This window comes from Bacillus subtilis subsp. subtilis str. 168, from assembly GCF_000009045.1.
In the GTDB taxonomy this organism is placed as follows: domain Bacteria; phylum Bacillota; class Bacilli; order Bacillales; family Bacillaceae; genus Bacillus; species Bacillus subtilis.
Map to the genome: position 1 here is coordinate 3,456,260 of NC_000964.3, position 17,843 is coordinate 3,474,102.

The window sequence follows — 17,843 nt, forward strand, 5'->3', positions numbered from 1 at the left end:
CTTCCTTGCGTTTTTTGTTACTTTATTGACTTTTGTCAACGAAATCATAGTAAAAAAGATCCTCAAATTTCAAATTAAAATAGTGAAGCATTTTACCAATCACAAGCTGCCCCGGCCTTCTTTCTCCATTCAGCACGCGGCTCAGTGTGGCGGGTGAGACTCCGATTTCCAGCGCAAGCTGATTAAGGGAATAATCGTTATTAACCATATACTGCAAGACATAATCACGTCTAATCTGTATCTTTTCTACTGGCACTTTCCTCACCTTCCATTCCTGAAAAACTTTTTTCTATACTTTTACATTACGGCTTATGTTAACTTTTGTCAATACATTTCCAGTCTACCTATTCCCTTTAGTCAATAAACATACTAAAATATGAGTAACAGTGAGGGACGGGGTGAGATATATGGAAAGCTTTGGCGAACAATTACGGGCATTGCGTGAAGAGAGAAAGTTAACAGTCAACCAGCTGGCGACTTATTCAGGCGTAAGCGCGGCCGGCATCTCCAGAATCGAAAACGGAAAACGGGGCGTTCCCAAACCTGCCACCATCAAAAAACTGGCAGAGGCCTTAAAAATTCCTTATGAGGGGCTTATGTACAAGGCTGGTTACATCGAAGAAGTGCATGAAGCCAGGGCCCCTTATGAAACGAAGTGCAAGCTGCTTGAAAAAGCGGAGGCCTATGACCTGAAAAACCTTGCGCTTCTTGAGAACGAAAAGTGGCAATATCTCAATAAAGAAGATTTGCTCATGCTGGATCATTATTTTTCGTTTATTTCAGATGAAGCGAAAAAACGGTCTGCTGATGACTGACTCTTGATAGAAATGTGAGGCGATAGACCATGTCACCGTTCGGACAGCAATTACGGGAGCTGCGCCGCGCCCGCAAACTGACAGTGAATCAGCTTGCGGTGTACTCAGGCATCAGCTCGGCCACCATTTCAAAAATTGAAAACGGCAAACGCGGGACGCCAAAACCCGCCACGATTAAAAAACTGGCAGCCGTCCTGAAAGTGCCGTACGAAAACCTAATGGCCGCCGCAGGCCATATTCAGGCCTTTCCTGAAGAAATCCGCGAAGCATCTGAAGGCTATCAATCCGTTTATGAAATTTACCAGACGGCTGTCACACGCGGAGCGGAGCACCTCCCGATTTTCAATAGTCAAAAATGGGAACATCTCTCAAAGCAGGATATTGAAAATCTCAGCAAATACTTCGATTTTTTGTCTTCAGAAGCAAAAAAACGCGCCTCTTCCTCATAATCCCCTGTTTCTCTTTCTATATTTTATCAATCACGCTTGCATGCCCTCCCTCGTTATTTGCGTTATAATAGTGACAGACGAGGTGAAAAGTATGAACCAATCAGAAATGTGTCCTAGATTTGAAAAAGCAGTCGACATCTTAAGTAAACGCTGGGTCGCTTTAATCGTATTTCAGCTCTTGAACGGGTCGCAGCGATTTAGCGAAATTGAAGCAGCACTTCCAAATCTAAGCGGCAGAGTTCTGTCAGAACGGCTGAAAGAACTTGAGCTTGAAGGAGTAGTGAAGCGGGATGTCATCCCTGAAACTCCGGTTCGCATCGAATATTCATTGACTGATAAAGGAAAGGCACTAGCACCCATATTAGGTGAGATTTCTAAATGGGCGACTGAATGGATTGACCCTTCCTTTCTTGACTAATTGCTAAAATGGTTCTGATCTCAAAGACGAGAAAAGAACCGTTTTTTATTTTCCAGGTGAAAAAAAGATATCTCAGCCGATATATAGTACATCCACACATTACGTTTTTAAAGGAGACCACTATATGCGACTGACGATTTCCCGCAAATTCAGCCTGGTATTTTTGACACTGATCCTGATCAATTTACTTGTAGGCGGAATAGGCGTTCTTAATATGCAGCATATCATTCAAAAAACAGATGAAATCAACACAAAATGGATTGACGGCATCAAAGGAATCACTTCAATTAATTATGTAACCGAGCACCTGTCTTCTAAAGAAAAGGACTTTCTGATTTATACAGACAAAAGTAAAATGGATACACTTGATCAAGAAATGAATCAAATCATGGAAGACATTAACCAAAAGCTCGATAACTACGAAAAAACGATCTCCACTGATAAAGAGCAGAAACTGTTCGAGCAGCTTCAAACTAAAGTGAATACCTATATGGATATTCATGCGCAAATTATCGAAAGCGGCCGCACGAATGACATGGACAAAGCAAGAGGTTTATTGGTTCAGACTGAGGCCAGCTTTGAGGATATGAAAAAAACAATCACTCAGCTTGTTGACTTAAATCAAGAAGGCAGCAACACAGCGGTAAAAGAAACGAAGGCCGTCTATCATAAAGGGCTCATTTACACTGCTTTGCTTGTGGCAGCATCAATCCTCATCAGCATTTTCATCTGGCTTTATATCACGCGAAACATTGTAAAGCCTATCATTCGCATGAAGGAATCTGCCAATCATATTGCCGAAGGCGATTTGTCGAACGATATGGAGGCCCTCAACTCAAAAGACGAGCTGGGTGATCTGAATGAAGCGCTGCAAAAAATGGTAGGGAATCTGAGAGATATTGTCGGATATTCTAAAGACATATCAAGCCGGGTTCTTTCTTCTTCACAGGTGCTTGCAACCGCAACGAATGAAACAAGATCCGGCAGCAAACATATTACCGAGACGATGAACGAAATGGCTGAGGGCTCTGAACAGCAGGCCCAAGACGCGGTGACGATTGCCGAATCGATGAATGAGTTTACCGAAAGCATTGATAAAGCCTATAATCACGGCATCACAATCAGCGATACGTCTCAAAACGTTCTCGAACTCGCGGTAAGCGGGAACGAAAATATGGCTACGTCATTACAGCAAATGAAAACCATCCATCATATTGTTGAAGAAGCCGTGCATAAAGTGAGATCACTGGAACAGCATTCTCAGGATATTAACAAGCTCGTTCAGGTCATCAACGGGATTGCCGAGCAGACGAATTTGCTGTCCCTTAACGCCGCGATTGAAGCTGCCCGCGCTGGAGAAAGCGGCAAAGGCTTCGCCGTTGTGGCAGAGGAGGTCAGAAAGCTGGCTGACGGCGTTTCTGATTCCGTGCAGGACATTACCCGGATTGTAAACGGGACACAGCAGGAGATCCACACTGTCATTACGTACTTGGAAAGCAGCTTTACAGAAGTCGAAAAAGGAACGGAAAACCTGACAGACACCGGACAGGCTATGCAGCATATCAAACAATCCGTCACCCATGTTGCAGACAGCATTAAGGAAGTAACGGATGGCTTGAAGCAGTTAACAAACCAATCGATTACCATCAATCAATCGATTGAAAATATCGCTTCTGTATCCGAAGAGTCTGCCGCCGGCATTGAAGAAACATTTTCAATTACCGAGCAATCCGCCCATTCGATGGATCAAGTGCTTCTAAATGCTGAAGAGCTTGAGCAGCTGGCCAATGAGCTTAATGAGAAGATGGGTCAGTTTACGATTTAAAGAGAAAAAAGAGGCTGGACTCCAGCCTCTTTTTCTATTCTATGCAGCTGATTGAACATGTTTCGCCCCGGTTCTTTTTTTCTTCACCGGACTTAATGCCCGCTCCAGCCAAGCCATGAGCAAATCCGCCCCTACCGCCATCACCGCAGTTGGTATCGCTCCGGCTAGAATAATCGCAGTTCCGTTTGTTGCGTTTGAGCCGCGTACGATCATGTCCCCAAGGCCTCCGGCACCGACAAATGTGCCGATCGCTGTAATTCCGATGGCAATGACGAGAGCCGTGCGAAGGCCCGCCATAATGACAGAAAGTGCGAGCGGGAGCTCAACCATTCTGAGCACTTGGAATTTCGTCATGCCCATTGCTTTTCCAGATTCTAAGTAGGCATGTTCAATACTGATAATGCCTGTGTACGTGTTTCGAATAATCGGCAGCAGGGAATACAGAAATAATGATAGAATCACGGTATTTGCGCCGAGCCCCATAACAAGCATTAAGACGGCCAGCATAGCGAGCGCCGGGATTGTTTGAATAACGTTTGTTACGGCAAACACCCAGGCTGACAAACGGCGAAAATGCGCGATGAGGATTCCGGCCGGAACCCCGACGACAGCGGCAAATAAAACGCCGTAAGCCGACATGAGAAAGTGGCGGCCGAATTCATCCATGACGTAACTGCCATTCTGCGCGTAATACGTCATTAACTGTTCAAGCACGTTCATTGACCTCTTCCCCCTTTCACGATTCGAAATAGCGATGTTTTTCTAAATATTCCTTGGCAACGACAGACGGTTCTTTGAGATTGCCGTCGACTTCATAGTTAAGCTCCTGCATCGTGGCTGTGTCGATTTTTCCGAGCATTTTCTTGATGATGCCTTCAAGTTCAGGATGTTCTTTGAGCACCTTTTCCGGAACAACCGGAGAGCAGTCGTACGGCGGGAAAAATTGTTTATCATCCTTTAGCATTTTGAGACCATAGGACTTGATTCTTCCATCGGTTGAATACGCAAGCACAATGTCCATTTTTCCGCTTTTCACCGCGTCGTACACAAGGCCGATCTGCATCGGATACGTGCCGCCGAATGTCATGCCGTAGGTTTTCGTAAAATCCTGATAGCCGTTTCCTTTGAGCTTCATCCAATAGTTATCAACGCCCAGCTTTAATTGCGGCGCCCATTTTTTAACGTCTGATACGGTCTCTAAATGGTATTGGTCGGCCAGCTCCTTGCTGACTGTAAAGGCATATGTATTATCAAACCCGTAGGAGTCATACCACTTTAAATCATATCTTTTTTTAAACTCCCGCTGAGTAAGCGCCAGCGCTTTGTCCGGATCTTTTTCAGGTTCCATTCTCAACGTGCCTGTCAGCGCGTCTCCCGTATATCTTGTGGCCGCAATGTCGATTTCCCCGTTCATTAAAGCCTGCTGCTGCACCGCGTTGGAGCCAAGATTTTTAATCGTTGTTGTTTTGAGATCAGTATGGTGTTCGATCAACTGGCCAAGCATGCTGGCGATGATTTCTGATTCGCTCATGCTTTGCGCGCCGATTTTAATGGTCTGGTCTGCAGCAGCGCTGAGACCAGGAAGCGAACAGCCGCTCAGCGTCAGCGTTGCCGCAAGTGCTAAACCTATCATTAATTTGAGATATTTTCTTTTCATGAGCCGCCTCCTTATGACAATTCCTTCAATCTCTGCATGCCGGCAGGTGTCAGTTTTCGTTCAGCAACTGCCAGCACATAATCAATCACAATTGCCAATATCGTGACAGGTACCGCGCCCCCGATGATATATTCCGGCTGATATAAATTCAGTCCGATAAAAATGTAATCACCCAATCCGCCGCCTCCGATAAAGGAAGCAAGCGTGGCCCAGCCGATTAAGTAAATCGTCGATGTTCTGATTCCCGCCATGATCACTGGTGCGGCAAGCGGCAGCTCCACCAAGCGGACTTGTTCAGCCGGCGTCATTCCTATTCCTTTACCAGACTCGAGCAGATTTTTGTTGACGCCGCGAATGCCGGTATACGTGTTGCGAAGAATCGGCAATACGGAATAGAAAAACAAAGCCACAATGGCCGGAACCTTCCCTACACCAAGGAGCGGGATAAAAAAAGCGAGGATGGCCAGACTCGGCAGCGTCTGAATGATATTGACAATGCCGATAATGGTGCCGGCTCCTTTTTTCATTCTGGTAAGCACAACCCCGAGGGGGACGGCAACCAGCACACCTAAGATCACAGCAATGAGCGATATCGTAATATGCTCGTATGTTTTATAAAGAAGCTCTCCCCCATTGGTTTGCAAAAATTGAACAATATGATGCATGACTTATCGCCCCTCCCTATGACAATGCTGCGAGCTGCTTTTCTTCTCCCCAGAGGGAGTCATACACGATGTCGACCAGACTTGCCCTCGTCACAATTCCGATCAGGCGTCGGTCTTCATCCACAACGGGAACATATTTGACACCCCGTTTTAAAATTTTGCGGACCGTGTCGCGCAGCAGTGTGCCGCCCAGTACTGTGTATATATCTTCATGTAAAACTTCACTGACGAGATTGGCCTTTTTCCGGCATTGATCAATGATTTCAACATCGACATAGCCTTGCAGAACGCGCTCGTCATTGACGACCAGCAATGAATCGACCCGTTCCTGCCTCATCAGCTGAATGGCCTCAGAAAGCGTTTTATCCGCGGTGATCGTTACAGGCTGTGTGTTCATAATCTGGTCAACCCGTTCAACATCCGGGCTGGATGACTGAATCAGCCGCTCCTTGCCGATAAATTCCTCAACAAATTCGTCTGCCGGATTTCTTAAAATGTCATCGGGCGTTCCAACTTGAACGATTTCTCCCGCTTTTAAAATCACAATCCGGTCTGCCAGCTTAATCGCTTCATCCATATCGTGGGTAACAAATACGATGGTTTTATGTAAGGTTTTTTGCAGTTTTTTAAATTCTTCCTGGAGGGAATCCCTCGTAATCGGGTCGAGTGCCCCAAACGGTTCATCCATTAAGATAAGCGGCGGCTCCGCGGCAAGTGCCCGTAATACACCAATTCGCTGCTGCTGCCCCCCGCTTAATTCATGAGGGTAACGGTCTACATATTCTGGCCCCATATCGACCAATTTTAAAAGCTCACGCGCCCGCTCTTTCCGCTGCTGCTCCGGCCATTTCAGCAGTTTTGGGACGAGTGAGATATTCTGCTGAATGGTCATATGGGGAAACAGGCCGATCTGCTGAATCACATAGCCAATTTTGCGCCTGAGCTCTACAGGATCCTGGTCCATGATGTTTTCGCCGTCAATGAAAATCTTCCCGGCGGAAGGCTCAATTAATCGGTTAATCATTTTCATTGTTGTCGTTTTTCCGCAGCCGCTCGGCCCGATAAAGCAGATAAATTCGCCTTTTGCAATCTTAAGATTTACGTTGTTCACGGCTTTTTTGCCGCCCTTGTATGTTTTCGAGACATTTTCTAATGTCAGCAAACATCGCACCTCCAAAATTAAGTTTATTCAATTTGTTCAGTTTAAATTTAATTTTTCAGACAATTGAATGCTTCCCATTATAGAATAAAGTTTATAAAATAAAAAGTTTACAATTTGTTCATATTATTTATAAAGTATGTGTAAACGCTGATTTACCCGCATTGACGTGTGTTGATCTCCTTATTGCTCCAATTTCCTGCCAAATTCTCTTTTGACAGCATTTTCGCCGTATCAAAAATGTGGTATATTGACATCGGAATTGTTAGCTGAAAGGATGAAACCGTTGGAGAAAGATCCGTTAACGATCATTGAACAAGCCGAGGACCATTTTATAGAAAGAATCGCGGAAAACATGCATGCATTTGGAATGCCCTCTACCGTCGGACGAGTGCTGGGCATTATTTATATGAATCGAAAACCGATGACGCTTACGGAATTATCTGAGGCCACCGGCATGAGTAAAACACGTATGAGCCAGGTAGTGCGGGAAATGCTTGATGCCAACATTGCCGAGAAGGTATTCGAAAAAGGCGTGCGAAAAGATTTATATGAGGTTGAGCAGGACTACTATCAAACATTTATCACGCTGTTTTCAGCCACCTGGAGCAAAGTCGTCAGCAAAAACAAAATGATGCATAAAAAACTCAATCGGGAGCTGCTTAGCGTGTTGGATGAAGAGCTTACTCCTGAAGCGGAAGAAAAAGTGAATGAGCTGCTGAAGGAATTAAAGGAATGGCTCGATTATTATAATTGGCTCAGCCGTTTGATTGAGTTTTTTGAGAGCGAAGACATTTTTAAATATGTGCCGAAGCCGTAAAAAGTTCCCAAATTCAATTCTGGGAACTTTTTTAAGTCCAATCCAAATGGTTGAATATCAAACTTCAAGAAAACAAACAAAATAATGCATAATTTACATTAATTTATTAATTATCCATTTTTTGTTGATTATTCTGACTAGCTATTATATAATCTTTTTGAAATGATTATATTAGCTTAGAGGAGGTAATCTACATCAAAAAAAAGGGAATTATTACTGTAATGACTATATGTTTCCTATTATTTTCTTCTTATTACTTTAGCAATATTTCACCTCAGAATCCACTGTTCAAAAAAAATTTTTTGCAACAATTGTCTCCCCAAGGCTTTGGCTTTTATAGTAAAAGCCCTACAGAAGAAAACATTTCATTTCACACAAAAGAAAATTTAAAGTTACCTAATGCACTTCCCAATAATTTTTTTGGGATAAAAAGAGAAGGAAGAGTTCAGGCAATAGAATTAGGCAAAATTGTAGAGAATATCGATCCAAAGAATTGGAAAACTTGTGAAAACAACAACTCCTGCACAAATTTAGAGAAACAAATAAAGCCTATTAAGGTTATAAAAAATGAAGATTATATACATCTTAGCAAAGGAGAATACCTAATATATCGCCAAAAACCACTCTCATGGTATTGGATAGACTTTAAGCAAACTACCTCTTTTGAAAGAAAGGTGCTAAAAATAAAAATAGTATGAAGATATTAAATAGTTTAGAAGGTTATATTGACACCTATAATCCATGGAAAAATACATATGCACTTTTTAGAAGTTTACTTGGTTTCTCAACATTACTAGTACTATTATTCAATAGTACTGATATTTTATTTAGTTATAGTGCAAATAATGTCACATGTGAAAATGTCTATATCCCTACCGCTTTTTGTTTTGCTAAAGAATATAGTATCAATTTTGAGATTATAAGATACTTAATGATTTTTATATTAACCTTAGTGGTTATAGGGTGGAGACCTAGATTTACCGGTTTATTTCACTGGTATATTTGCTATAGTATTCAAACTTCAGCTTTAACTATCGATGGTGGAGAGCAAATTGCAACTGTTCTTTCTTTTCTTATATTACCTGTTACATTATTAGATTCAAGGCGAAATCATTGGAATATAAAGAAAAACAATAATGAATCTTTCACAAAGAAGACAGTATTGTTTTATATAATGACAATAATTAAAATTCAAGTTTTTATCATTTATTTAAACGCAGCTTTAGAGCGATTGAAAAATAAAGAGTGGGCAGAAGGAACAGCAATTTACTATTTCTTTTCTGATCCGGTGTTTGGATTACCTGAATATCAACTTAACTTAATGAATCCACTACTTGAAAGCAATTTTATTGTTGTCATCACTTGGTTAGTAACTATTTTTGAGTTGTTCTTAGCAGCAAGCATAATTTCAAATATCAGAATAAAGAGAATTGCCCTTGTTTTGGGAATATTATTTCATATTGGGATAATATTCAGCATTGGTATTGTAAGTTTTGGCTTGATCATGATATCAGCATTAATTATATATCTGCATCCTGTACAACAAAATATCACTATGAATTGGTGTTCTCCTTTATTTAAATATATATATGTAAAAGGAAAGAGAAATTTCAAAAGAATAGGAGGTGAATCAGTCAAGTTTCTTACAAAATTGTTTCATAGCTAACATTTAGATAATGGAGAAATAACTTAATGGAGGTATAATAATTTGAAAAGTAAATTACTTAGGCTATTGATTGTTTCCATGGTAACGATATTGGTTTTTTCATTAGTAGGACTCTCTAAGGAGTCAAGTACATCTGCTAAAGAAAACCATACATTTTCTGGAGAAGATTACTTTAGAGGACTTTTATTTGGACAAGGGGAAGTTGGTAAATTAATTTCAAACGATTTGGACCCTAAACTCGTAAAAGAGGCAAATAGTACAGAAGGTAAAAAGTTAGTAAATGATGTAGTCAAATTTATAAAAAAAGATCAACCACAATATATGGATGAATTGAAACAATCGATTGACAGCAAAGACCCTAAAAAACTCATTGAAAATATGACCAAAGCAGACCAACTTATCCAAAAATATGCTAAGAAAAATGAAAACGTAAAATACTCTTCTAATAAAGTTACTCCATCTTGTGGGCTTTATGCCGTCTGTGTAGCAGCTGGATATTTATATGTTGTGGGCGTTAACGCAGTTGCATTACAAACGGCTGCCGCAGTAACAACTGCAGTGTGGAAATACGTTGCCAAATATTCCTCTTCAGCTTCTAATAATTCTGATTTAGAAGCGGCTGCTGCAAAAACCCTAAAATTGATTCATCAATAATCCATTATAATTGAGTGTCTTGCGGATTGCTCCGCAAGACACTTTTTCAACGTGAACCGTTTAATTTTTTGTAATAATGATATGAAGCTAGTGTTGAAATAACTAATGCTAGAAGAACTAGCACAATCATAATAAGAATTATATATTCTCCTGTAAAAAATGAAAGAACAGCTATTATAAAACCACACACTACAAGTACTTTAGAGGCAAAGCGATTTCCCAGTTTCCAAACAGTCTCATCTTTTAATGTCCAAGGTGTCCTCAATCCAATAAGATGGTTTTGTTCTGCTAGCTGCATAGAATTTCCACCAATAATTAAAAAGATACCAACACCAAGCCCTATTATTAAATCAATATTCACTTCGTATCCTAAACTTATCAATAGAGTTGAGAGTTGTAAAATATATAAAAGGATTAACATATTATTAGAAGCTAGGAAAAGCAATGCTTTATTTTTTTGTGTAGACTTAATAGTTAACATATAAAAAGTAAGATAATAAATAAGCATAACAACAGGTATAATAAATATTGTTAAAGGTTTAGATACAATTGCAGCCGGTTTATTTCCTGACCATTGTATCGGTATTTCTTCTGGAAGGTATTGATATAATATAATTGAAGTCAAGAAACTCAAACATACAATAATTATGGAAATTATATTTTTCTTCATAAATCGTTATCCCCTTTATTTATAAAGTTAAGCATCCAATTTATTGAGTCTTGAAGTACTGTTGTATTTAGAGAGTAATAAATAAATTGTCCTTTGCGATGGTCACTTATGACTTCCGCTTGCTTTAAAATATTCAAGTGGTGCGAAATACTCGGTTTGCTGATATTAAAATGCTCAGCAATATCTCCCGCAGTCATATCCCCTCCTTTTAACAAATCCAAAATTTTTCTCCTTGTTGGATCTGATATAGCTTTGAAAACATTATTCATAGCGTTTTCTCCTTTACAAAAAAACATTTAGACATTTAGATATTTGTATAAATGTATTATTTTCATTATAACTTGAATTTTTTTAAAAACAACCCTCAAATTGGTTATAATATCTGATTTTTGTATTTTTTCAAATACTCGGATAATCCCAACGCTGGAAAATATGTTTAACAGATACTAACACATGTTGTTTATTTAAAAAAACCACCTCTGTTGTATTTAAATAGAGGTGGTTTTTCTATCAGCTATAATAAAATTTCCTTTTTTCTTTTTAATCGGGCTTAATGCTCGTTCAAGCCAGCCCATGACCAAATCGGCAATCACCGCCATCAGAGCTGTGGGGATCGCTCCCGCTAATATAATCGCGGTTCCGTTTGTGGCGTTTGATCCTCTGACGATGATGTCCCCGAGACCGCCAGCACCGACAAATGTCCCGATGGCCGTAATGCCGATCGCAATGACAAGCGCGGTGCGCAGGCCGGCCATTATGACAGAAAGCGCAAGCGGAAGCTCGACCATCCGCAGCACTTGAAATTTTGTCATCCCCATTGCTTTTCCCGATTCAAGATAGGCGTGCTCAATACTGATAATCCCTGTATACGTATTTCTGATAATCGGCAGAAGAGAATACAGAAATAATGACAATATCACCGTATTAGCGCCCAGCCCCATGACAAGCATCAGCACGGCGAGCATGGCGAGAGCCGGGATGGTCTGAATGACATTCGTGACCGCAAAAACCCATCCGCTTAATCTTCTGTATCTGGCTATCAGGATGCCGAGCGGAATTCCAACAATGGCGGCAAATAAAACGCCATACACCGACATCAGAAAATGGCGGTAAAATTCCTGCAGCACGTAACCGCCGTTTTGCGAATAGTATGTGCCAAGCTGCTGTAGTACTTCCATATGATCCACCTCTTTTCTTAGTCAAAATAATGATGTTTCTCTAAAAATTCCTTTGCTACGACAGACGGCTCCTTCAGCTTGCCATCCACCTCATAATTAAGTTCCTGCATCGTTTCCGTGTCGATTTGCCCAATCAGCTTATTGATCACACCTTCAAGTTCCGGATGCTCCTTAAGCACCTTTTCCGGAATCACCGGTGAACAGTCATACGGCGGAAAGAAACGCTTATCGTCTTTTAAGATTTTCAGATCATATGCTTTAATCCGTCCATCCGTTGAATAAGCCAAAACCGCATCCATTTTCCCGTTTTTGACTGCGTCATAGACTAGCCCGATCTGCATTGGATAAGTTGTGCCGAACTCAAAGCCATATGTGCTGACAAAGCCTTTATACCCGTCGCCTTTTCGTTTCAGCCAAGCATTGTCGACGCCTAATTTATATTGGGAAGCATTTTTCTTCAGGTCAGACACGGTGTTAATATGCTCCTTTTCCGCAAACTTTTTTGTTACGGTGAAGGCATATGTGTTATCAAAGCCGTAGGAATCAAACCATTTATAAGAAAAGCGCTTTTGAAACTCGTTCTGCACAATGTTCAGCGCTTTTTTCGGATCTTTCTCCGCTTCCTTGCCGAGGGTGCTTGTTAAATCTGTTCCGGAATAGCGCGTGGCTGAAATATCAATGTCACCGCCCAGCATCGCTTGGTGCTGAACATAGTTTGAGCCGAGGTTTTTCACTAAAGCAGTATTCAAATCTGTATCATGTTCAATAAGCTGCGCGATCATATTCGCTACAATTTCTGATTCTGTCATGCTCTGCGCCCCGATTTTGATCGTATCGTCAGAAGCGCCGCCTAGACCCGGCAGAGAGCAGCCGCCTAGCAGCATGACAAAGACGAGAGCAAACGCGCCAAGCCATTTGATTTTTGTCATTTTCAACAGTGCCAACTCCTTACGATACTTCCTTCATCCCTTGCAAGCCTTTCGGCGTCACCTTTCGTTCTGTCACAGCCAGAACATAATCAATAATAATTGCCAGAATTGTGACAGGCACGGCACCGCCAATGATATATTCAGGCTGGTATAGGTTCAGTCCGATAAAAATATAGTCCCCGAGGCCGCCTCCCCCGATAAACGACGCAAGTGTCGCCCAGCCAATTAGGTAGATCGTTGATGTGCGGATCCCCGCCATGATGATGGGAATCGCCAGCGGGATTTCAACGAGCCGAATCTGCTCCCAGCCGGTCATGCCAATTCCTTTCCCCGATTCCAGGAGGTTTTTATTTACACCTTTAATGCCGGTATACGTATTGCGCAGGATCGGCAGTACCGAATAGAAAAATAAAGCGACAATCGCAGGCACTTTTCCTACGCCGAGAAGCGGAATAAAAAAGGCTAAAATCGCCAGACTCGGCAGGGTTTGCACAATGTTTACGAAACCGATAACCGCACCTGCGCCTTTTTTCATTCTGGTAAGAGCAACGCCGAGCGGCACTGCAACGATAATGCCCAATACAACGGCTATGAGTGAAATATATAAATGCTCTCCTGTTTTATACAGCAGCTCTCCGCCGTTCGTTTGCAAAAAAGTCATCATTTGATTCATCTTAAAAGAGCTCCTCCCCTGGTCAGATCGTCATGAGCTGGTTTTCCTCGTCGCCCCAAATGGAATCGTATACGATATCAACGAGGCTCGCTCTTGTCACAATCCCTGCTAAATGGTTCTGTTCATCGACCACCGGAACATACTTGATCCCCTGCTTCAAAATTTTTCGGACTGTATCGCGAAGAAGCGCCCCTTTTTGAACGGTATATATATCTGAACGGTATACATCGCCAACGATGCTCGCTTTTTTGCGGTTTTGATCAATCATTTCCACATCAACATAGCCCTTCAGCACGTTTTGCCGGTCCACAACGAGCAGCGAGTCAACACGTTTTTCTCTCATCAGCTGAATCGCCTGAGAAAGCGTTTTGTCCGCAGATACCGTCACCGGCGTTCTGTTCATCATTTGCTCTACCCGCTCGATATCCGGTCTTGACTGAATCAGGCGCTCTTTCCCGATAAATTCTTCAACAAACTCATTTGCCGGGTTTCGAAGAATCTCATCAGGTGTGCCGACTTGAACGATTTCTCCCGCTTTTAATATCACAATCCTGTCAGCAAGCTTAATCGCTTCATCCATATCGTGGGTTACAAACACAATCGTTTTGTTTAAGGTTCTCTGCAGTTTTTTGAATTCTTCCTGAAGGGAATCACGCGTAATCGGATCAAGCGCTCCGAACGGTTCATCCATTAAAATGAGAGGGGGTTCCGCTGCCAGGGCGCGCAGCACGCCGATTCTCTGCTGCTGTCCGCCGCTGAGCTCATGCGGATAACGGTCTAAATACTCTGGGCCCATATCCACAAGCTTTAACAGCTCGCGCGCCCGTTCTTTCCGTTTTTCCTCAGGCCATTTCAGCAGCTTTGGTACGAGTGAGATGTTCTGCTGGATGGTCATATGGGGGAACAAACCAATCTGCTGTATCACATAGCCGATTTTTCTCCTCAGCTCAACCGGGTCCTGTTCCATAATATTTTCTCCGTCGATAAAGATCCTTCCAGACGATGGTTCTATCAGTCTGTTGATCATCTTCATCGTCGTCGTTTTTCCGCAGCCGCTCGGGCCGATAAAACAGATAAATTCACCTTTTGCAATATCTAAATCAATGCTGTTCACAGCTTTTTTGCCGCCTTTATATACTTTTGACACTTGTTCCAATTTCAGCAATCCGTGCACCTCCGCAGGTTTCCTTTAAATTTTCTGAAAAGTATAATCCTTATTATAGTTTGAACTTTGTAAAATAAAAAGTTTACAATGTGTTGAAATTATATGTTATTTATAGATTATTTATTGTTATGACCGAGACGGAAAGGGTGTTCTTACAATTACTCCGGATACCTCCCACTTCCTCTGCATTCAGCTATTTTCAACACCAGGAAGAAATATGATATATTGACACCATCAATTGCCATTTGAAGGGATGATCAGCTGTGAAAAAAACCGCTCTCGACATCATTGAACATGCTGAAGAGCATCTCATTGAGAAGATTGCCGAAAATATGCATACGTTTGGAATGCCTTCAACTGTCGGACGTGTGCTCGGAATTATTTATATGAATCGAAAACCAATGACCTTAAGCGAGCTCTCTGAGGCAACGGGCATGAGCAAAACACGGATGAGCCAGGTTGTCCGGGAAATGATCGATGCCAATATCGCCGAAAAGGTGTTTGAAAAAGGCGTACGAAAAGACCTTTATGACGTCGAGCAGGATTATTATCAAACCTTCATTTCTTTATTTGCGGCGAATTGGACAAAGGTCGTGAGCAAAAACAAAGTGCTGTATAAAAAATTAAACCGGGAGCTGAGTGATCTTTTACAAAGGGACGGGCTTACCCCGGAAGCGGAAGAGAAAGTCAATCAGCTGCTGAATGAATTAAAAGAATGGCTTCATTACTATGATTGGCTGAGCAGGTTGATTGAATTTTTTGAGAGTGAGGAAGTCTTTCGGTATGTGCCGAAAACAAAAGAATGCAGCTCTCTAAAATAAGAGAGCTGCTTTTTGCATCATGAAGTTAAGACCGGAAACATGCCTTTCAGCCCGGCACCAATCATCCCGACCGCAACCACGGCTAAGATTAATCCCATCAGTCTGGTAATCACATTCATCTCGGTTTTTCCGAGTTTGCTGCTGATAAAAGCAGAATAGTGGAAAAAGAGAAAGGTCAGGGCAATAACGGCGGCTATGCCGATCATGACAGCCGCATAATGACCAATGCCGCTATGTCCGGCGGAAAGGCTCATCACTGTTGCAATCGTTCCGGGCCCAGCAATGATCGGAATGGATAAAGGTGTGACTGATATATCCGCTTTTTCCTTGCTTTCCTTATGTTCATCATGGTGAAGAGATTGCACGTGCGATTCTTTCGCATTCAATAGATTATAGGCAATGCCGAAAATGAATATGCCGCCCGCCACTCGGAGCGCGTGAATGTTGATATCAAACAGTTTAAAGATAAGATGACCGAAAACCAAAAAAGCTGCGAGAATAAAAAAGGATAAAATAGCTGCCTTCCGGGCAATCGCTTTTCTTTCCGCTGCAGTATAGCCTTCTGTCAGCGTCAGAAATATCGGTACGTTTCCGATCGGATTCGATACTGCGAATAAAGAAATGAAGACGTGAACGATAAATGAGAACATCATATACCTCCTTGTTGATAGTCTCTGCACAGGAAATAGAATGATTCTCCACCCTTTTACCCGGAGGCGATTTCCCGGTAAACCTTTATAGCCTGTCAGAAACGCGCCATGCTACAATGAAGTGACAAATTGAATAGGAAGGACGTATACAGATGTTCAAAAAAATTGCGGCAGATGCCTTGGGCTTATCTGATATCGGAAAAATTATCGAACCTCAGGACTATGACAAAACAGACGCAGATGACTATGTCATGCATGAAGATAATGAGAAAATTTATTTCTTGATTAAAACAAAAGCAGACGAGTATTGCTTTACGAACCTGGCCCTGATCCATGTGGACGGCGAACGCGCCACTTCCTCAAAACGAACGTTGAAACGCTATCCTTATTCGCAATATAAAATCTCTGACGTTTTTCTTGAAACTGCCGGAAAAGTGGATTTGGATGTTGAAATTAAGTTCAAGCTGGGCGGTGAACAATTCGACATTGATGTCCACAAAGACCAGATTGAAAAGTTAAAAGACCTTTATAAAGCACTGCTTCGCATCGCTGAAACAACCTATGAAAATGACATTTTAATCAATCAAGCGGAGCAAAGCTTAGATAAAGCAGTGACGATTCTTCACCATACCCGCCCTGAGCACGTCAATATTGAAACGCAATACAAAGAGCTGACCGAATTCGGATTCACTTGGCTGACATCCGTTCGCTCGCAGTATCATATTAAGGATTTTGGGGATGTATTTGAGAAATATATTAATAACTAGATAAAAAAAGACACAGCTGCTATCGTGCTCGTGTCTTTTTTTGTATGAATATTGATTACTTTACAACTTTTTTCTTTTATAATAAAACTATTAGTCTATTTTCCCTATATTACAGATAAAGGAGTTATTTTATGTATTGTCCTCAATGCGGCCATCAAACAGATGGCGGAAATTTTTGTGAGAAATGCGGATCACCGCTCCCCGGTCAATCAGGCCACCAGCATGCAGCTCAAACTGGAGCCGCTGCAAAGCAAGCAGCAAAACAGTTCGGTTCATTTGTCTTATCCGTCCTGAAACGCCCTTATCAGGAATGTAAAGCAACAGGCGGAGAACAGCTGATCAGCGCAATCATTACGATGGTTCTTTTCAGTTTGCTGACCCCTTTGATGTTTTATATTCTTTTTTCAGACGGTCCCGGAAGCGTAAGCTTTACAGCAATCTTCTTAGAGCCAACCATTTATTTTATTTTATTTCTATTTGGCCTGCATGCATGCATCTTTTTCGCCCTGAAAATCGCGGGAAACCAAGTGTCTTTCAAGGATTCATTCTCAAGATTCGGAGCATTTCTTATTCCTTTTACGGCTATTTTGATTCTTGCCCTTTTCTTCTTTTTATTACATACAGACATTTGCTTTACCATATTAGCCGTTGGTTTAATCGGTGCATTCTTCGCCATTCCTCCTGCGATGCTGAGCAGTTACCAGCATTCATATAAAGGGAAGGTTGATTTCATTTACTCAACGATTGTGATTTATCTGATCATCTGCGTTACATTTCAGCTTATTATCGAACACTATGTCAAAGAAATTTTCCGTTATATGCTCTTTTAAAAACAACCCCATCACCTGCTGGTGATGGGGTT

General features: G+C 41.7%; 23 protein-coding genes. 11 read left to right on the forward strand and 12 right to left on the reverse strand.

What is annotated here, in order from left to right:
• Positions 1-22: 22 nt before the first annotated feature.
• On the reverse strand, positions 23-256 hold the full coding sequence (yvzC, locus tag BSU_33650; protein NP_391245.1) for a putative phage-like transcriptional regulator: 234 nt from the start codon (positions 254-256) through the stop codon (positions 23-25).
• A 151-nt stretch (positions 257-407) separates the two neighbouring features.
• Between yvzC and rghRA the strand changes: the two genes are divergently transcribed.
• From rghRA to yvaQ, 4 genes are all read left to right on the forward strand, one after another.
• The gene (gene rghRA / locus BSU_33660) at positions 408-815 is read left to right on the forward strand and encodes a transcriptional repressor (RefSeq protein ID NP_391246.1); all 408 of its coding nucleotides are present in this window, start codon (positions 408-410) and stop codon (positions 813-815) included.
• Positions 816-844: 29 nt separating this feature from the next.
• The gene (rghRB, locus tag BSU_33670; RefSeq protein ID NP_391247.1) at positions 845-1,264 is read left to right on the forward strand and encodes a putative phage-like transcriptional repressor; all 420 of its coding nucleotides are present in this window, start codon (positions 845-847) and stop codon (positions 1,262-1,264) included.
• 91 nt (positions 1,265-1,355) lie between these two features.
• Positions 1,356-1,682 carry a transcriptional regulator of catechol dioxygenase gene (gene catR / locus BSU_33680; protein ID NP_391248.2) on the forward strand — a complete coding sequence of 109 codons (327 nt, stop codon included), beginning with the start codon at positions 1,356-1,358 and terminating at the stop codon, positions 1,680-1,682.
• A gap of 124 nt (positions 1,683-1,806) precedes the next feature.
• Entirely contained in the window at positions 1,807-3,507 is a 1,701-nt protein-coding gene (gene yvaQ, locus BSU_33690) for a putative methyl-accepting transducer (RefSeq protein NP_391249.1), read from the forward strand.
• A 39-nt stretch (positions 3,508-3,546) separates the two neighbouring features.
• On the opposite strand, the gene opuBD is transcribed toward yvaQ, so the two are convergent.
• The 4 genes from opuBD to opuBA are packed head-to-tail and all read right to left on the reverse strand — an operon-like array spanning position 3,547 to position 6,991.
• Entirely contained in the window at positions 3,547-4,227 is a 681-nt protein-coding gene (gene opuBD, locus BSU_33700) for a choline ABC transporter (permease) (RefSeq protein ID NP_391250.1), read from the reverse strand.
• Between the two features lie 16 nt (positions 4,228-4,243).
• Entirely contained in the window at positions 4,244-5,164 is a 921-nt protein-coding gene (gene opuBC, locus BSU_33710) for a choline ABC transporter (choline-binding lipoprotein) (RefSeq protein NP_391251.1), read from the reverse strand.
• Positions 5,165-5,175: 11 nt separating this feature from the next.
• Positions 5,176-5,829 carry a choline ABC transporter (permease) gene (opuBB, locus tag BSU_33720; protein NP_391252.1) on the reverse strand — a complete coding sequence of 218 codons (654 nt, stop codon included), beginning with the start codon at positions 5,827-5,829 and terminating at the stop codon, positions 5,176-5,178.
• Positions 5,830-5,845: 16 nt separating this feature from the next.
• A complete protein-coding gene (gene opuBA, locus BSU_33730) occupies positions 5,846-6,991 on the reverse strand; it encodes a choline ABC transporter (ATP-binding protein) (RefSeq protein ID NP_391253.1) in 1,146 nt (381 codons plus the stop codon).
• Positions 6,992-7,274: 283 nt separating this feature from the next.
• Between opuBA and yvaV the strand changes: the two genes are divergently transcribed.
• From yvaV to spbC, 4 genes are all read left to right on the forward strand, one after another.
• The gene (gene yvaV, locus BSU_33740; protein NP_391254.2) at positions 7,275-7,808 is read left to right on the forward strand and encodes a putative transcriptional regulator (controlling choline uptake); all 534 of its coding nucleotides are present in this window, start codon (positions 7,275-7,277) and stop codon (positions 7,806-7,808) included.
• A gap of 221 nt (positions 7,809-8,029) precedes the next feature.
• Positions 8,030-8,506 (forward strand): export step of killing factor SdpC, encoded by a 477-nt coding sequence (gene sdpA, locus BSU_33750; protein NP_391255.1) that lies wholly within the window; start codon positions 8,030-8,032, stop codon positions 8,504-8,506.
• A complete protein-coding gene (gene sdpB / locus BSU_33760; protein NP_391256.1) occupies positions 8,503-9,474 on the forward strand; it encodes an export step of killing factor SdpC in 972 nt (323 codons plus the stop codon). Before sdpA ends, sdpB begins: the two co-directional genes overlap by 4 nt.
• Before the next feature lie 42 nt (positions 9,475-9,516).
• A complete protein-coding gene (gene spbC / locus BSU_33770; protein NP_391257.1) occupies positions 9,517-10,128 on the forward strand; it encodes a precursor of killing factor SdpC in 612 nt (203 codons plus the stop codon).
• Positions 10,129-10,174: 46 nt separating this feature from the next.
• Here the strand turns inward: spbC and sdpI are convergent, their stop codons facing one another.
• From sdpI to opuCA, 6 genes are all read right to left on the reverse strand, one after another.
• The gene (gene sdpI, locus BSU_33780) at positions 10,175-10,798 is read right to left on the reverse strand and encodes an integral membrane immunity regulator of autophagy (RefSeq protein ID NP_391258.1); all 624 of its coding nucleotides are present in this window, start codon (positions 10,796-10,798) and stop codon (positions 10,175-10,177) included.
• The gene (gene sdpR, locus BSU_33790) at positions 10,795-11,067 is read right to left on the reverse strand and encodes a transcriptional regulator of SdpC synthesis operon (ArsR family) (RefSeq protein NP_391259.1); all 273 of its coding nucleotides are present in this window, start codon (positions 11,065-11,067) and stop codon (positions 10,795-10,797) included. Before sdpR ends, sdpI begins: the two co-directional genes overlap by 4 nt.
• Before the next feature lie 219 nt (positions 11,068-11,286).
• Positions 11,287-11,976 (reverse strand): glycine betaine/carnitine/choline/choline sulfate ABC transporter (promiscuous permease), encoded by a 690-nt coding sequence (opuCD, locus tag BSU_33800; protein NP_391260.1) that lies wholly within the window; start codon positions 11,974-11,976, stop codon positions 11,287-11,289.
• Between the two features lie 17 nt (positions 11,977-11,993).
• Positions 11,994-12,905, reverse strand: a complete 912-nt coding sequence (opuCC, locus tag BSU_33810) for a glycine betaine/carnitine/choline/choline sulfate ABC transporter (osmoprotectant-binding lipoprotein) (RefSeq protein ID NP_391261.1) — start codon at positions 12,903-12,905, stop codon at positions 11,994-11,996.
• A gap of 19 nt (positions 12,906-12,924) precedes the next feature.
• Positions 12,925-13,578 carry a glycine betaine/carnitine/choline/choline sulfate ABC transporter (promiscuous permease) gene (gene opuCB, locus BSU_33820; RefSeq protein ID NP_391262.1) on the reverse strand — a complete coding sequence of 218 codons (654 nt, stop codon included), beginning with the start codon at positions 13,576-13,578 and terminating at the stop codon, positions 12,925-12,927.
• 22 nt (positions 13,579-13,600) lie between these two features.
• On the reverse strand, positions 13,601-14,743 hold the full coding sequence (opuCA, locus tag BSU_33830) for a glycine betaine/carnitine/choline/choline sulfate ABC transporter (ATP-binding protein) (protein ID NP_391263.1): 1,143 nt from the start codon (positions 14,741-14,743) through the stop codon (positions 13,601-13,603).
• 263 nt (positions 14,744-15,006) lie between these two features.
• On the opposite strand from opuCA, the gene opcR reads away from it, so the two are divergent.
• Positions 15,007-15,564 (forward strand): negative transcriptional regulator of choline uptake systems, encoded by a 558-nt coding sequence (gene opcR, locus BSU_33840; protein ID NP_391264.1) that lies wholly within the window; start codon positions 15,007-15,009, stop codon positions 15,562-15,564.
• A 17-nt stretch (positions 15,565-15,581) separates the two neighbouring features.
• Here the strand turns inward: opcR and yvbG are convergent, their stop codons facing one another.
• Positions 15,582-16,217 carry a putative integral membrane protein gene (gene yvbG, locus BSU_33850; protein ID NP_391265.1) on the reverse strand — a complete coding sequence of 212 codons (636 nt, stop codon included), beginning with the start codon at positions 16,215-16,217 and terminating at the stop codon, positions 15,582-15,584.
• A 149-nt stretch (positions 16,218-16,366) separates the two neighbouring features.
• Between yvbG and yvbH the strand changes: the two genes are divergently transcribed.
• Together yvbH and yvbI are read left to right on the forward strand one after the other, a co-directional pair.
• A complete protein-coding gene (gene yvbH, locus BSU_33860; RefSeq protein ID NP_391266.1) occupies positions 16,367-16,981 on the forward strand; it encodes a hypothetical protein in 615 nt (204 codons plus the stop codon).
• A 131-nt stretch (positions 16,982-17,112) separates the two neighbouring features.
• Positions 17,113-17,811 carry a hypothetical protein gene (gene yvbI / locus BSU_33870; RefSeq protein NP_391267.1) on the forward strand — a complete coding sequence of 233 codons (699 nt, stop codon included), beginning with the start codon at positions 17,113-17,115 and terminating at the stop codon, positions 17,809-17,811.
• Positions 17,812-17,843 lie beyond the last annotated feature (32 nt).